The 16793-nt window shown below is 41.9% G+C and carries 10 protein-coding genes; 6 read left to right on the top strand and 4 right to left on the bottom strand.

Translation table 11 applies throughout. The features are described 5' to 3' along the window. Positions 1-553: TonB-dependent receptor domain-containing protein (locus tag H5202_RS09095; protein ID WP_336244788.1), on the bottom strand; the 553-nt coding region annotated here is incomplete at its 3' end. 266 nt (positions 554-819) lie between these two features. Between H5202_RS09095 and H5202_RS09090 the strand changes: the two genes are divergently transcribed. The 3 genes from H5202_RS09090 to pflA all read left to right on the top strand — a co-directional run bounded on the left by H5202_RS09090 (position 820) and on the right by pflA (position 5863). Beyond that, entirely contained in the window at positions 820-2352 is a 1533-nt protein-coding gene (locus H5202_RS09090) for a DUF3360 family protein (RefSeq protein WP_182771800.1), read from the top strand. Positions 2353-2764: 412 nt separating this feature from the next. Beyond that, positions 2765-5047, top strand: a complete 2283-nt coding sequence (gene pflB, locus H5202_RS09085; protein ID WP_182771799.1) for a formate C-acetyltransferase — start codon at positions 2765-2767, stop codon at positions 5045-5047. A gap of 78 nt (positions 5048-5125) precedes the next feature. Next, on the top strand, positions 5126-5863 hold the full coding sequence (pflA, locus tag H5202_RS09080; protein ID WP_182771798.1) for a pyruvate formate lyase 1-activating protein: 738 nt from the start codon (positions 5126-5128) through the stop codon (positions 5861-5863). A gap of 53 nt (positions 5864-5916) precedes the next feature. Here pflA and yfbV read toward each other — a convergent pair whose 3' ends face one another. After that, positions 5917-6354, bottom strand: a complete 438-nt coding sequence (gene yfbV, locus H5202_RS09075; protein WP_182771797.1) for a terminus macrodomain insulation protein YfbV — start codon at positions 6352-6354, stop codon at positions 5917-5919. 230 nt (positions 6355-6584) lie between these two features. On the opposite strand from yfbV, the gene ackA reads away from it, so the two are divergent. Both ackA and pta read left to right on the top strand, forming a co-directional pair. Then, the gene (gene ackA, locus H5202_RS09070; protein WP_182771796.1) at positions 6585-7787 is read left to right on the top strand and encodes an acetate kinase; all 1203 of its coding nucleotides are present in this window, start codon (positions 6585-6587) and stop codon (positions 7785-7787) included. Positions 7788-7849: 62 nt separating this feature from the next. Then, positions 7850-9997 carry a phosphate acetyltransferase gene (pta, locus tag H5202_RS09065; protein WP_182771795.1) on the top strand — a complete coding sequence of 716 codons (2148 nt, stop codon included), beginning with the start codon at positions 7850-7852 and terminating at the stop codon, positions 9995-9997. A 301-nt stretch (positions 9998-10298) separates the two neighbouring features. Here the strand turns inward: pta and topA are convergent, their stop codons facing one another. Continuing rightward, positions 10299-12938, bottom strand: coding sequence for a type I DNA topoisomerase (gene topA / locus H5202_RS09060; protein WP_182771794.1), 2640 nt, complete (start codon positions 12936-12938; stop codon positions 10299-10301). 391 nt (positions 12939-13329) lie between these two features. Here topA and astB point away from each other — a divergent pair, with 391 nt between their 5' ends. Further along, positions 13330-14664 (top strand): N-succinylarginine dihydrolase, encoded by a 1335-nt coding sequence (astB, locus tag H5202_RS09055; RefSeq protein WP_182771793.1) that lies wholly within the window; start codon positions 13330-13332, stop codon positions 14662-14664. Positions 14665-14812: 148 nt separating this feature from the next. On the opposite strand, the gene H5202_RS09050 is transcribed toward astB, so the two are convergent. Then, on the bottom strand, positions 14813-16793 hold a 1981-nt coding region (locus H5202_RS09050), incomplete at its 5' end, for a hypothetical protein (RefSeq protein WP_182771792.1).

The following is a 16793-nucleotide window of genomic DNA, read 5'->3' as shown; positions in this document are numbered from 1 at the left end:
TTGTGGTATCAGTACCTGTATAGCCGTAAGGTAAGTCACGATCAAACACGTTATCAATACCAAATTTCAATCTAATACCAGAATCGAAGTTATAAGCAACCGCGATATCGGTAATAAAGTAGTCGTCAAATTCCATGTTATTACTAGGATTTGCGTTGAGTGCTAATTCATTATCAGTATAAAGGCTTACCCCCTCAACGAAGCGTGTTCTCCAGTTAACATCCCAACTATCAATTGAATAACCGATGCTCCAGTTGGCTTGCCATTTAGCATAACCAGCAGTACCGGCTAGCTCTTCAAATGTGTCAGGCTCATCTTGGAATGAGAAATCTTTACGTTTTAATAGGCGAGTCGCAATAAGGTTAGTGCGTACATCACCATTAAAAGCTTCAAAGACATAGCCAATATCAAAGTCAATACCAGCAGCTTCTAGTGATGCAATGTTTAACGAGAATTGTCTAATTTGAGTAATTTCGTGGCTAGTTGCATCACGAGTAATCAAACTACAATATTCGTTATTCACACCAGATGGAGAATCGACACATCGGTCGATTATATTTTGGGCGCCAACAGCACTGATGGCATTTTCGATTTCAATATTCCAATAATCAGTAGGTAAATTGGTCTTACCAAGAAGGCCGTAATAAGGACATCACTGTAATGCTTCCATAATAAAGGCATCACAGCTGAGCAAAGTGATAAGAGCCATTGCGGCTCACTGGCAAGCTGCTCTTATGGACATAGCCATCACTTCAACGGAACACACTCAAACTTCATCATTTGATGGATTAACCTGTTCTTTTCGGAGAATGAGAAATTATGTCAGAAACAGTCAGCAATTCAGATACACAAGCTCAAGAAGCAAGCTATAGCGAGCTTCACCGTCCTGCTAGTGAGTTTGACACTCGCGATGCCTATCTCGAAAATGAACTCAAAATAATGAAACCCAAACGCTGGGGACTCAATCTTCCTGGGCGTGATTTTCGCTTTGAATGGGAAGACTTAGTCCCAGCTATCGCAGGAACCATTGGTATTACTGTTATGTATTCTGCAGTAATGGCTGCTTGGGCTGCAGGCTTAAGTGAAAAATGGGACCACGTCAATCTTGGGGCAGAATTTGCTATCCAGATTGTCCGTGTAGAAATGCTCATCCCAGCTTTACTCTTCTGTATAATTAGCTCTGGTTTTATTAATCCAAGAGCAAACCTTGGTGGCAACCATGGTCCGATGATCCCGTTAATTGGTACCATCGCGCTAGCAGGTGCCCATCCATTAGCATTAGCAATCCTCATTGGTATATTTGGCTTGATTTTAAGCTATTTCAAAGGAGGGTCGAAACTGGTTAACCTCACCAGTAGCGGCGTGGCTGGCGGTTTATTAGTGTTCTTAGGATTTATGGGGGCGAAAAGCCAGATAGGTTCATTATTTGACTGGGCTGGAGGACTACAAGCTAAACATAGTCTTGATTATTCACTCGGTTATGTTGCATTTGCCATCTTGTTAATCAATGTCATTATTTATGCTGCATTAGCCAAATACGGTAAGCGTTGGTTAGCGATTCCGTTATGCTCTATTGCGGCTGTTGCTCTGGCATTTGGTCTTGGCGCAGGTTTGGATCTACAATTTACTACCGCTCCAGGCATCCCAAATCTCAATCCTGTTTATTGGTGGGGTTCAACTGAACATGGTTGGCAGTTAGGCTTACCAAATGCGGCTCATTTTATTGCATCATTACCGTTCGCCATTCTTGCTGTTGCCATGTGGTCACCAGACTTTCTTGGGCACCGAATTTTCCAAGAATTAAACTATCCTAAAGGCGCTGAAAAAGTACTGATGGATGTTGATGATACGATGACAACCTGCTCAGTAAGACAGATCGTTGGCACTGCAGTCGGTGGCGGTAATATTACCTCATCGTGGGGCACTTACATGATCCCCGCAGCCATTGCCAAACGCCCTATTCCTGCTGGCGCAATCCTACTCGGTAGCTTGTGTATTATTGTGGCTGTCATTGGCTATCCTATGGATATCACTGTGTGGCGCCCTGTTATGTCGATTGCGCTTTTGGTCGGTGTATTCCTGCCATTATTAGAAGCGGGTTTACAGATGGTTAAAGACACAACTAGCAGCCAAGCTGCAGGTATCTGTATTTTCGCAGCATTCGTTGCTAACCCAGTATTAGCTTGGGCATTAACCATGTTACTTGATAACAATGGCTTGATTGGTGATAAAGAGCGCCCTAAAACCTTGTCATTTGCAGACCGTATCGTTATTCCAAGTCTGGCGTTTGTGATTTGTTTAGCGGCGATGTTAGCAGTAGGCATGATTGAAGGTATTCCAGCGTTGCTATAATCCAGTCATGCTCTGTAATACAGTAAATAAAAAAGCGAGATCGGCAACGGTTTCGCTTTTTTATTTGTCAAAAATTGCCGCATAGTACTCCAACTTCTAAACAGATTTGTTAGCCAGTTAACACTTTTGACAATCCGTTAGCGAAAGCTGCCGATATCATCATTGAGCTGTGCTATTATTAAGCCGTGGATAATTGGTCTTACCAATTAATTCATTAACTGAAACAATATCGATTAGCGTCATTACACACACCCGGCGGAACATTTCTGCCATCAATGTCGCAGAAGATGTAAACGGCTCAGTCTAGCGGATCAACCTAGACCTAGACGACAGAATGTAAACACTCAACGGAAACATCCCTTTGTGTTAATTGTGATGGTATCCGTAGAAAATCAACCAGAGGGTTAAGTAAATGACAGATAAAACCGAACTATTTGCCAACGCGTGGGAAGGTTTCGTAGCTGGCGATTGGAAAACTGAAGTTAACGTACGTGACTTTATCCAACAAAATTACACACCATATGAGGGTGATGAATCATTCTTAGCAGGTGCAACAGATGCAACATTAACTTTGTGGGACAAAGTAATGGAAGGCATCAAGCAAGAGAACCAAACTCATGCTCCTGTCGATTTCGACACAGAAATGGTTTCGACCATTACCTCTCATGATGCTGGTTATATCAATAAAGACCTTGAAACTATCGTTGGTTTACAAACTGAAGCCCCATTAAAGCGTGCGATGCTACCCAATGGTGGTATTCGTATGGTTGAAGGTTCATGCAAAGCTTATGGCCGTGAACTGAACAGCGATGTGAATTACGTTTACTCTGAGTTACGTAAAACCCATAACCAAGGCGTGTTTGATGTCTATACTCCAGAAATTATGGCTTGCCGTAAATCAGGTATCTTAACGGGTTTACCTGATGCTTATGGCCGTGGTCGTATTATTGGTGACTACCGTCGTATTGCTTTGTACGGTATTGATTATTTAATGAAAGATAAGTTTGCCCAATTCAGTTCACTGCAAGCGCAGTTTGAAGCAGGCGAAGACTTATCAAGTGTGATCCAATTACGTGAAGAAATTTCTGAGCAGCATCGCGCTTTAGGCCAAATGAAAGTAATGGCAGCTAAATACGGTTGTGATATTTCTGTCCCAGCCAAAAATGCTAAAGAAGCCATTCAATGGACTTACTTTGGTTACCTTGCTGCAGTAAAAAGCCAAAATGGCGCAGCAATGTCACTTGGTCGTACTTCAACGTTCATTGATGCTTATATTGAACGTGACATTAAAAATGGTGTGCTTACTGAGCAGCAAGCACAAGAAATGGTTGACCATTTCGTCATGAAATTACGTATGGTTCGTTTCCTGCGTACACCTGAATACGATGAACTTTTCTCAGGCGATCCAATCTGGGCAACTGAATCAATCGCTGGTATGGGTCTTGATGGTCGCACATTAGTGACTAAATCAAGCTTCCGTTTCTTACATACCTTGTACAACATGGGCCCAAGCCCAGAGCCAAACATTACTGTATTGTGGTCAACAAAATTGCCACAAGGTTTTAAAAGTTACTGTGCCAAAGTATCGATTGACACTAGCTCAATTCAATACGAAAACGATGATTTAATGCGCCCAGACTTTGAGTCAGACGATTACGCCATTGCCTGTTGTGTTAGCCCAATGATTTTGGGTAAACATATGCAGTTCTTCGGTGCTCGCGCTAACTTAGCCAAAACCATGTTATATGCTATTAACGGTGGTGTTGACGAAAAACTTAAAACTCAAATTGGACCAAAAGCAGACCCTATTACTGCTGATGTACTTGAGTTTGATGATGTCATGTCACGCCTTGATGGTTTAATGGACTGGCTTGCAACACAGTATGTGTCTGCACTTAACGCTATTCACTTTATGCATGACAAATACTCTTACGAGTCTGCATTAATGGCATTACATGACCGCGATGTCCGCCGTACAATGGCGTGTGGTATTGCTGGTTTATCAATTGCCGCCGATTCATTGTCTGCGATTAAGTTTGCCCAAGTTAAGCCTATTCGTGATGAAAATGGTATTGCGGTTGATTTTGACATTCAAGGTGATTATCCAAAGTTTGGTAACAATGATGCTCGCGTCGATGACATTGCTTGCGATTTAGTTGAACGTTTTATGGCGAAAATTCGCAATAAAAAAATGTATCGTAATGCCATTCCAACACAATCAATCTTAACCATCACCTCAAACGTGGTTTATGGTAAGAAAACCGGTAACACTCCTGATGGTCGTCGTTCAGGCGCACCGTTTGCTCCGGGTGCTAACCCAATGCATGGCCGTGATGAAAATGGCGCGATTGCTTCATTAACATCTGTAGCAAAATTACCATTTGCCCACGCACAAGATGGTGTTTCTTATACATTTTCTATCGTGCCAAATGCATTAGGTAAAGATGATACGGGTCGTCGTACTAACTTAGCGTCACTGATGGATGGCTACTTCTTAAGCAAACCAAATCGTGAAGGTGGTCAACACTTAAACGTTAACGTGATGAACCGTGAAATGTTAGAAGATGCGATTGTTAATCCGGATAAATATCCACAATTAACTATTCGTGTATCGGGTTATGCCGTTCGCTTTAATGCGCTCACCCCAGAGCAGCAGCAAGACGTGATTACTCGTACATTTACTAAAAGTATGTAGTCTCTGCTAAAATTGGCTGTATCGATGTGTAACATCTTATCGATACAGCCTTTTTTATATTCATTTTAAGGAACAACAATGACGTTAGGTCGCATACATTCAGTGGAATCATTCGGAACCGTTGACGGTCCAGGAATTCGCTACATCGCTTTTATGCAAGGCTGCCTTATGCGCTGCCAATATTGTCATAATCGTGATACATGGGATCTAGATGGCGGTAAAGAAGTTTCTGTTGACGAAATAATGAGCCAGGTCATTTCTTACCAACCCTTTTTAGAAGCCAGTGGTGGTGGAATTACAGCCAGTGGTGGTGAAGCAATTTTACAAGCTCAATTTGTCAGCGAACTGTTTAAAGCCTGTAAAAGTCAGGGCGTACACACCTGTTTAGACACCAACGGTTTTGTGCGTAAATACGAACCCGTAATAGATGAATTGCTCGACAATACCGATTTAGTGTTACTTGATATCAAACAAATGGACGATGCCAAGCACATCGAACTGACCAAAGTCAGTAACCATCGAACACTGCAATTTGCGCAATATCTTGCCAAACGAAATATAAAAACCTGGATCCGTTATGTGGTTGTCGCAGGATTTACCGAAGATGTCGAGTCAGCAATCGCATTAGCTGAGTTCATTAAACCGATGAGCAATGTAGAAAAAGTTGAATTATTGCCTTATCACCCGTTAGGGGAACATAAATGGCAAGCTTTTGGTGAAACATATACTTTGGCGCATATTTCACCGCCAAGTACAGAAATTATGCAGAGAATTCAGCAGGTTTTTGTCGAACGAGGTATCAACGCGACATTTTAATCTCTATCGCGATAAACGGGCGTTAATTAGCACCTACTTATTAAGAAGATGAATTACAATTCTTCCCAGTAACTTTGGTCTAAACGTTCAAAAGCCAGTTTTAAAATGGTGGCCATATCAGAATAACAGGCGCTAGCGCCTAGAGGTTGGCAATAAATACCCATATCAGACAATCTTGAGCTGAGTTGGTTGCCCCAATCAAATAATGATAACGGTAACGGATGGCGTGCTCGCCAACCTAACCATAATAAGCCTTGTAGTGGCAGGCTGATAAAAAACAGCAACATCGTTAATGCTTGCGGTAAATAATCCCAGCCAAATATATACAGCTGGCTAGCCGCAACAACTAATGCCAACACAGGCATAGCAATAATCGCTAATTGAGTTGCTTTAACGACACGGTACTCTGGGAAATAAAAACCCAGTTGCCTAACCATTGGCCAGGTCTTCATATAACGTTGACCATCGCCAAGTAATTTAACCAAATTCATGTTCAATATGCGGCTACCTCTGCTGATTAGGACATGAGTATAACGATAGCATAATACAGTGTCATGCCCTAAATGCACTGGTTGATTTGCGCCTATACTGATTTTAACTTTCAGTCGTAAATCACGTTAAGAACATCGAAGTGTGGCGTTTATGAATCAATAATCATAAACCTTAATCAAAATGGAATTTTACTATTTTATTTAGTTTCATTGACTTAAAAGGCGTTAACATGTCAGACAAATTAGTACTCGTGCTCAACTGCGGTAGCTCATCATTAAAATTTGCCATCATTGATGCCCAATCAGGCGATGATAAAATTTCTGGATTAGCTGAATGTTTTGGTTTAGAAGATTCGCGCATTAAGTGGAAATTTAATGGCGGCAAAAATGAAGCTAAATTAGGTGCCTTTACTGCGCATCGCGAAGCGGTTGAATATATCGTTCATAACATCTTGGCAGAACACCCAGAACTTGCGGCACAAATTAAAGCCGTTGGTCATCGTATCGTCCATGGTGGTGAAAAGTTTACCCGCTCGGTTATTGTTACTCCAGAAGTCATTCAAGGTATTGAAGATTGTGCCTCATTAGCGCCTCTGCATAACCCTGCGCATTTAATTGGTATTCGTGCGGCACTCGCTTCGTTCCCAGATTTGCCGCAAGTGGCAGTATTTGACACCGCATTTCATCAAACCATGCCTGAAAAAGCATATATTTATGCCCTACCTTACAAATTGTATCGTGAACATAGTATTCGCCGTTATGGCATGCATGGTACTAGCAATATCTATATCTTTCGTGAAGCCGCCAAGGTATTAGGCAAAGAAACAAAAGACACCAATATTATTTGTGCTCATTTGGGTAATGGTGCATCGGTAACAGCCATTAAAGGCGGTAAAAGTGTCGACACTTCAATGGGCTTAACCCCGCTTGAAGGTTTAGTCATGGGGACACGTTGCGGCGATTTAGACCCATCAATTATTTTCCATTTAGTGAAACAACTTGGCTATACCCTTGATGAAGTCAATAACTTGCTGAATAAGCAAAGTGGCTTACTGGGTATTTCAGAACTCACCAACGATTGTCGTGGTATTGAAGAAGGTTATCAAGACGGCCACAAAGGTGCCACATTAGCCTTAGAGATCTTCTGCTATCGTTTAGCCAAATATATCGCCTCTTACACCGTGCCATTAGGGCGTTTAGACGCCATTATCTTTACTGGCGGCATTGGCGAAAACTCGAATCTTATTCGTGAAAAAGTCCTTAACTTGTTAGAAATATTTAACTTCAAAGTCGATGATAACTTGAATAAAGCGGCTCGCTTTGGTCAGCAAGGCGTGATTACCCAAGTAGGTAGCCCTATTGCCATGGTCATACCGACGAATGAAGAGTGGGTTATTGCCGAAGATGCCATTAAGCTGATCACAGCTAAATAAGCAGCCTATTCGGTCTTATATTCGGTTAATTAACATGAAAAATACGCACACAAGAGGTCGTCATGTCTCGTAATATTATGCTTATTCCCATCGGTATTGGAGTGGGATTAACATCACTAAGCTTAGGTATGGTTCGTGCACTTGAACGCAAAGGCGTTAAAGTGCAATTTTTTAAACCTATTGCGCAAATTCGATCAGGTGATACTGGTCCAGAACGTTCAACCACTATTTTAAGCACTTCTCCAACCGTTAATCCGTTGGAACCTTATTCAATGGTTCATGCTGAAGCGTTAATCCGTTCAGAGCAAACAGATGTCCTACTGGAACAGATTATTGCCCGAGCAGCAGAATGTGCCAGTAATACTGAAATTCTCGTGGTTGAAGGCTTAGTACCGACTCGTAGTCACCCATTTGCTGATGATATTAACTACGAAATTGCCAAAGCGTTAGACGCCGATGTTATTTTCATCGCAACTCCTGGTAACGATACGCCTAATGGATTAATGAATCGATTAGAAATCGCATTTAACTCTTGGGGTGGACAGAAAAACAAACGCTTAATTGGCGCTATCATCAATAAAATTGGTGCTCCTGTTGACAACGAAGGTCGTACACGTCCTGATTTATCTGAAGTATTTGATGATAAAAATATGAGCGCCGTTGACAGCTCGGGAATGTTCCAACTGCCGGGTAAGAGCCCACTGCGTATATTAGGTAGTGTGCCATACAACTTGGAACTCATAGCACCCCGCGCGTCTGATTTAGCCAAGCACTTAAATGCTAAAATCATTAATGCAGGTGAAATGCATACTCGTCGTATGCGCCGTGTTACATTTTGTGCTCGTAGCCTTCCTAACATGGTTACTCACATCAAAACCAATTCATTGTTAGTGACATCCGGCGATCGCTCCGACGTGATCGTGTCTGCATGTTTAGCAGCGATGAACGGCGTTAAAATTGGCGCGTTGTTGCTTACTGGGGGCTACCCGCCAGAACCAGAAATCATGAAGTTATGTGAACAAGCTTTTGAAACAGGTTTACCGGTATTTTTAATTGATTCAAATACATGGCAAACCTCGCTCAATATTCAACGTTTCGATCATGAAGTGCCTGTGGATGATGCGGTACGAATTGAAAAGGTACAAGAATACGTTGCCAGCCACATTGACCAAACATGGATTGAAAGTGTCACCCAGGATTCTCCACGTGAACACCGTTTGTCTCCTCCAGCATTCCGTTATAAGTTAACTGAGCTAGCCCGTGCTGCGCATAAAACTATCGTGCTTCCTGAAGGTGAAGATCCAAGAACCGTTAAAGCTGCATCTATCTGTGCTGAACGTGGTATTGCTCGTTGCGTGTTAATCGGTAACCGTGAAGAGATTTTACGCGTTGCATCGCAACAGGATGTTATTTTAGGTGAAGGCATCGAAATCATTGAGCCAGAAACCGTGCGTGAAAAGTATGTTGAGCCTATGCTCGAATTACGTCGCAGCAAAGGACTAACAGAAGTTGTTGCCCGTGAGCAACTTGAAGACAACATGGTGCTTGGTACCATGATGCTTGCACAAGATGAAGTTGATGGAATTGTGTCTGGTGCTATTCATACCACGGCACACACTATTCGCCCACCATTGCAGTTGATCAAAACCGCACCGGGTTCTAGCTTAGTGTCATCGATTTTCTTCATGCTGATGCCAGATCAAGTATTAGTGTATGGTGATTGCGCAATTAACCCAGATCCAAATCCTGAACAGCTAGCCGATATTGCAATTCAGTCAGCAGAATCAGCTAAAGCCTTTGGTATTGAGCCTCGCGTTGCGATGATCAGTTACTCTACTGGCACTTCAGGTACCGGTTCTGATGTTGATAAAGTGCGCGAAGCCACACGAATTGCTAAAGAAAAGCGTCCTGACTTAATTATTGATGGTCCATTGCAATACGATGCAGCTGTGATGCCTAACGTTGCGCTATCTAAAGCACCTAATAGCCCAGTAGCGGGTAAAGCGACTGTATTTGTGTTCCCAGATTTAAACACGGGTAACACCACATACAAAGCAGTACAGCGAAGTGCTGATTTGATCAGTATCGGCCCAATGCTTCAAGGTATGCGTAAACCGGTTAACGATTTGTCACGTGGCGCATTAGTCGATGATATTGTGTATACCATTGCGTTAACAGCTATTCAAGCTGCACAAAACAGTGCCAAGTAATTTGCAATTCCCGGCTTAACACCGGTGTAAATTAGTCATGATTTATCACTAAAAAAAGCACTGATTATTATCAGTGCTTTTTTGTATCTGTCATCTTAGGTTTGTTTATCGACTGCTGTTATTTATCAAGCGATCTGTTTTATTGAATGATCTTATTTATCAAAAGTTAAAATGGGTTTTCCCGTAAATTTTACCGGCTTTACCAAAAAGATTACGGCATAATCCAATTTGCTACACAAACAAAAACGCTACCCGTATGGGTAGCGTTAATCAATTGGGTTATGAAAACCAAAACTAAAGCTTATTTCTTCGCTTTTTTCTTAGTTGATTCACTGACCCATTTACCGCCGATAAACTTAGAAGACCAACCGGTAGCTTTGCCGTCAACGTCAGTAGCAACATACTGCTCTTTGGTTTTACGACTAAATCTAACAGAGGCTTTATTGCCTTCATCATCTTCGACTGGCGCATCTGCAAGATACGCATATTTAGGCCATAACAAATCACGGTACTGAACTAACTCTTCCACTAACGGCGCACGTGTTTCACGCGATTTAGGAAAAGTACTTGCCGCTAAAAATATGCCAGCAGCACCATCACGAAGCACAAAATGGGCATCCGATTTAGTACATTTTAATTCAGGTAGAAAAATAGGATCTTCTTTTGGTGGCGCCGCTTCGCCGCTTCTCAGCAACTTACGAGTGTTTTTACATTCACTATTGGTGCAACCAAAATACTTACCAAATCGACCGTTTTTAAGTTCCATATTATTGCCGCAACGATCGCATTCAATAATTGGACCTTCATAACCCTTAATCTTAAATTGTCCGGCTTCAACTTCGTAACCATCACATGAAGGGTTATTACCACAAACATGCAATTTACGCGTCTCGTCAATGAGATAACTATCCATCGCGGTACCACACTTACCACAACGATGTTTAGCACGTAACGCTTCCGTTTCGCCATCTTCATTGTCACTGACAGCTTCTTCACCTGGCGTTAAGTTAAGCGTAGTCTTACAACGTTCTTTAGGGGGTAACGCATAACCCGAACACCCTAAGAATACCCCTGTTGAACCGGTACGAATGCCCATTGGACGGCCACAGGTTGGACACTTAATGTCGTCTGTTAATACCATCTCATTAGGTCGCATACCGCCTTCATCGGGATCTAACTCAGCCAACAATAACTGCTTGGTAAAGTCGCCATAAAATCCGTCTAATACTTTTTTCCAGTCCAGCTTACCTTGAGCAACATCATCTAATGTCTGCTCCATGCTAGCGGTAAAGTCATAGCTCATTAACTCTTTAAAACTGCCTACTAAACGCTCGCTGACAATCTCACCCATTTTTTCAGCAAAGAAACGACGGTTATCAACTCTGACATAGCCACGATCCTGAATGGTCGAAATAATCGTCGCATACGTTGAAGGACGACCAATACCACGTTTTTCAAGCTCTTTAACTAAAGATGCTTCGCTGTAACGCGGCGCAGGCTTGGTAAAGTGTTGTTTTGGCGACAACGTTTCAAGCACTAATTTGTCGCCTTTTGCAACGACTGGCAGTGTCTTATCTTCTTCGTTTTTCTTACTCACTTGTGGCTGAACACGAGTCCAACCATCAAAACGTAAGGTACGGCCACTGGCTTTTAATTCGTAATCACCCGCGGTTACCGTTAAACGTGTTGCATCATATTGAGCAGGTGTCATTTGACAGGACACAAATTGACGCCAGATAAGCTCATACAAGCGCTGAGCGTCTCTTTCCATATCGGTTAACGAAGCGGACTGCACAGCCACGTTTGACGGTCTAATAGCTTCATGCGCCTCTTGAGCGCCCTCTTTGCTACCATAACGAATAGGTTCTGCCGGTAAATACTTGTCACCGAACTCGGCACCAATCATTTCGCGTAAGTTTTCAACCGCTTCTTTACTCAAATTGGTTGAATCGGTACGCATGTACGTAATGTGACCAGCTTCATACAAACGCTGAGCCATCATCATGGTTTTCTTAACACCAAAACTAAGACGAGTACTGGCAGCTTGCTGTAACGTCGACGTAATATAAGGTGCCGAAGGTTTGCTTGAGGTTGCTTTATCTTCACGCGCAGTGACAACATACGTTGCATCACGCAACGCATCGACAGCAACTTTAGCTTGCGCTTCATTAATCGGTTCAAATGCAGCAGATTGATATTTCATCACCTGCATTTTCAAGCTAGCGGCGGTAGGTGTATTTAATTCAGCATGGATATCCCAAAACTCTTCTGGAACAAACGCTTTAATTTCACTTTCACGCTCTACAACTAAGCGAACTGCTACCGACTGAACACGCCCAGCAGATAAACCACGAGCGACTTTTTTCCATAATAATGGTGACACCATAAAGCCAACAACGCGGTCTAAAAAACGACGAGCTTGTTGGGCATTAACCATATTGGTATCAAGTACCGACGGTTTACTAAACGCATCTTGAATCGCAGTTTTAGTAATTTCGTTGAACACAACTCGCTGATACCGTGAAGGATCACCACCAATAATTTCCTGTAAATGCCAGGCAATGGCTTCCCCTTCACGGTCCAAATCCGTTGCGAGATATATTTGGTCAGCAGTTTCTGCTAACGCTTTCAATTCTTTAACAACTTTTTCTTTACCAGGCAGGATTTGATACTTAGCTGCCCAACCTTTATCTGGGTTAACACCCATACGCGCCACAAGCGCTTGTTTGTCTCTGATTAGCTTGTATTTAGCTTTTTCTTCAGGAGATAATTTCTTAACTTCTGCTGCGGTTTTAGTCACAGTTGTACCGTCAGAAGTAGACGAAGTTGGTAAGTCACGTATATGACCTACACTCGACTTCACAATGAAGTCTTTACCAAGATATTTATTAATTGTCTTGGCTTTGGCCGGCGATTCGACAATAACTAGCGATTTACCCATAGTTTTATTTGCGCCAAAAAGTCTCGAAAAAAAGAAAATTGATTCCATATATAGAGGGTTGAGACAATAGTTTCAAGTTAATCCCTCTTTTACATGGCTAGTAAGTCATTTTTTAATCAGAATCTAATCAAAAATAAAAAATGTAAAAAATAATATGCGTTTTTTAAACGTAATTTTTCACTTAATGATACTTGCGAGCACCTTCAGTGCATTTTTAGTCATTTATACACATTTGTACAAATTAACCACACCTTGTTAACCCTTATAGCTTCAGTATACTGGGGTTAAATTAGCGTTAACTGACATGAACAATCACGTTCCTTTTTTATAAGTAACACAAATAAGTGTAACTACAATAATAATTATTCACTAAAATTCTCAAGGATCACGAATGAAGCATTTTGAAGCGAACTTTGATGGCTTGGTTGGACCAACCCATAACTATGCCGGATTATCATTTGGTAATGTGGCCTCATTTAGTAATGCGGCCCAGACATCAAATCCTAAAGCGGCAGCTAAACAAGGTTTGCAAAAAGCCAAGTCATTAGCAGATTTAGGTATGGTGCAAGGGGTATTAGCCCCACAAGAGCGCCCAGACCTATACACGTTGCGTCGAATTGGTTTTTCTGGGTCTGACGCTGAGGTTTTACAAAAAGCCGCTCAGCAGGCTCCTGCGCTACTTAATGCTTGTTGCAGTGCATCGAGTATGTGGACAGCTAATGCGGCTACAGTGTCACCAAGTGCCGACACCCGTGACGGTAAAGTTCACTTCACCCCTGCTAACTTGGTCGATAAATTACATCGCAGCATTGAACCTGTCACCACAGGTAATATTTTGCAGGCGACATTTAACAATGACCGCTATTTTAAGCATCATCAACATTTACCAGAACACACAAGTTTTGGTGATGAGGGAGCAGCCAACCATACTCGCCTATGTTCAGAATACGGCCATGCTGGTGTTGAATTATTTGTTTATGGCCAAACAGCAACTAACCCTGATGCACCGAAACCAACAAAATATCCTGCTCGTCAAGCCCTAGAAGCATCTCAAGCAGTAGCAAGATTGCACCAACTTGAAGATGAAAGTTGTGTTTTCATGCAGCAAAACCCTCATGTAATTGACCAAGGTGTATTCCACAACGACGTCATTTCAGTGGGTAATAAAAATGTGCTGTTTTATCACGAACAAGCGTTTTTAAATACCGAAGCAAAGTTTGATGAAATTCGCCGTAAAATGAACTCCGACATGTATTTTGTCAAAGTAACCACAGAGCAAGTATCCATTGATGATGCCGTTCGTAGTTACTTATTTAATACCCAAATCATCACGTTACCTTCTGGTGAAATGGCTATTATTGCGCCCACAAATTGCCAAGAAAACCCTGCAGTATTTGCTTACTTCAATGAACTCGTTACTTTAGGCACACCAATCAAACAAGTGCGTTATTACGATGTTAAGCAAAGTATGCAAAATGGTGGTGGCCCCGCCTGTTTACGCTTACGAGTCGCGATGAACGAACAGGAAGTCGCTGCAGTTAATCAAAACACATTAATGAATGAAGGTTTATTTACCCGATTAAATACTTGGGTTGATAGGCACTATCGTGACCAACTAACAGTTAACGATCTAGCCGACCCGCAATTAATTATTGAATCACGCACAGCTTTAGATGAATTAACACAAATATTGAAGTTAGGTAGCGTGTATCAGTTCCAAAGATAACGTTAACTTATCGAATAAATAATTGAATAACATATTTTAAAAGCCAACAGCATCTGCTGTTGGTTTTTTGTTTTGCATTGCTAAACCGAATCAATAAAAAAGGCGCTAAATGCGCCTTTTTTATAATTGAAACAGTTACCCTAGTCGATTATAGGATTGTTACACCAATGGATACCACTGGAGTAACAAGACCATTGGCGGATTCTACTTCTACAAGGAACACACCAGAGTTCGGCTCATCTTCGCCTTTAATGGTTGTTGTAAACTGACGACCACCATTGTAGTTGGTACTTGGCCATGTATATTCGCTTGAACTCACCACCGAGCCCGCTGACGTGGTAAATCTTACAATAGAACCTGCTGGCATTTGTTGATTATGCAAATCTGAAATCGTAAATGTTGCAGTTGCAGAACCTTTACCCACAATAACCATACTGCTTGCACCAGAATGAATGCCAGTGCTATCGTCCACTACAATATCAGCGGGAGCAGTAGCATACGCAGTACTTCCAGACATCACTAATGTTAAGCTTCTGCGGACAAACAATGACTTTGAATCACTTACGCCATCAGCACATGCACTGTGCACAGGGTCTGAACACAGCACACCATTATATTTACCGTCTTTTACATCAAAACTACCATTGGAGTTAAAATCGATTAACTCTTCTAATGTGCCACCAGCTTGACCACCGGTTTGCTGCGGATTAAAGAGGCCATCTTCATTATAGTCATTATATGCATCATTTAAATCAAATGACTGACCTGTTACATCTGTTCCAGTTAGAAACACAGTCGCTTCTGATGCATCAAATCTGCCATTACCATTAAGATCAGGAAAAGACTCTTCGCCAATTGCAGTGGCTGTGACAGTTGCACGTCCACCGTACTTTTGGCCATAAATATTGCCATAAAGATCTAATGTTGCATCATAAGCTAATGCAGCATTAGGATTACGATACATTTGACCGGCGCCATTCAGAATTGTCTGCCCCTCTGGTCTTGGTAATTGACTTGTCCAAGTGACAGAACATGCACCATTGAGTGTTTGGCATGCATCTTCAATAGAACCACCTTCAGTGGTAAAAGATACCGTGGTGCCATCTGGTACAGGGTTGTTAAATGCATCAGCCATACGTGCAGTAACAGTCACTTCTGTACCGTCAACACTCCAACCTTCTGGATTTAATATTGTTGCAGCTAATGAGAAACTGTCTTGATCTGGAATACCTGTTGATATAATTAACTGGCTAGATTGGCTAGAGATCACTGGAACGGCGCCATTATCAACAATGGCAGTGACGCGTAAGGACGTCGCCACAGTACCTGTATTTACGACAGTTTGTACAATACCCTCATTGTCGGTTGTCGCTTGAAGCGGATCAATTTTCACACCGCCGATACTCGTATTTAGAGAAAATTTAACATTTTGGTTGGTAACTACATTGCTGTTTTTATCCAAAACTTTAAATTTAACCACTGAAGATTCTATACCGCCAGTCCCTAAAATACTTATGTTTTCAGGAACAGCTGATACAAAAACAATACTACCAACGTCAGCTTGAAGTATATTTATGGTACCTACTGCAGATAAGCTAATACCACCAGCGTTAGCCGTGACATTTATTTGGTCTTCACCCACACAGCTTTCAGCACGATAAGTTGAAGTAGCCACACCATTACTTGATGATACTGGTGAACTAATTACAGCTTGAGCAGGATTTTTGGTTGCACAAGTCGATGAGAAATTAACATCTACAGGTTGTGTAAACGGATTACCTAAATCATCTTGGATTAACACAGAAACCGTAGCGGTTCCACCCGCGGATAAATCAGTAGCACTAATAGCAGCGTCACCTTCAACAAATGGTGTACCACTGCCCATTACTACGTTGGTAGCGCCGACAACAACAATAGTTGAACCCGTTTCATTGGTTGATAATGTCGCTGTTGCTTCACCGGCACCTAATGAACTACCGGCATAAATATCAATAGTCGCTTTGCCTTGAGCATTGGTTACTGCTGTTTTAACAGGCAAGTCACCAATCGGGCTATCAAATGTAACAATTGAAGACTTTGTGATACCAGTGACTGTCGCAGTTAATTTACCCGGAGATAGAGTACTGATT

Origin of the sequence: Shewanella sp. SG41-4 (assembly GCF_014164505.1) — a bacterium.
Lineage (GTDB): Bacteria > Pseudomonadota > Gammaproteobacteria > Enterobacterales > Shewanellaceae > Shewanella.
This window is presented reverse-complemented; position numbering and strand designations above follow the sequence as displayed.

Bases quoted from the DNA above. Each gene is read 5' to 3' on its own strand.
- pflB (WP_182771799.1), top strand. From the start codon at position 2,765: ATGACAGATAAAACCGAACTATTTGCCAACGCGTGGGAAGGTTTCGTA.
- H5202_RS09090 (WP_182771800.1), top strand. From the start codon at position 820: ATGTCAGAAACAGTCAGCAATTCAGATACACAAGCTCAAGAAGCAAGC.
- pflA (WP_182771798.1), top strand. From the start codon at position 5,126: ATGACGTTAGGTCGCATACATTCAGTGGAATCATTCGGAACCGTTGAC.
- topA (WP_182771794.1), bottom strand. From the start codon at position 12,938: ATGGGTAAATCGCTAGTTATTGTCGAATCGCCGGCCAAAGCCAAGACA.
- pta (WP_182771795.1), top strand. From the start codon at position 7,850: ATGTCTCGTAATATTATGCTTATTCCCATCGGTATTGGAGTGGGATTA.
- yfbV (WP_182771797.1), bottom strand. From the start codon at position 6,354: ATGAATTTGGTTAAATTACTTGGCGATGGTCAACGTTATATGAAGACC.
- astB (WP_182771793.1), top strand. From the start codon at position 13,330: ATGAAGCATTTTGAAGCGAACTTTGATGGCTTGGTTGGACCAACCCAT.
- ackA (WP_182771796.1), top strand. From the start codon at position 6,585: ATGTCAGACAAATTAGTACTCGTGCTCAACTGCGGTAGCTCATCATTA.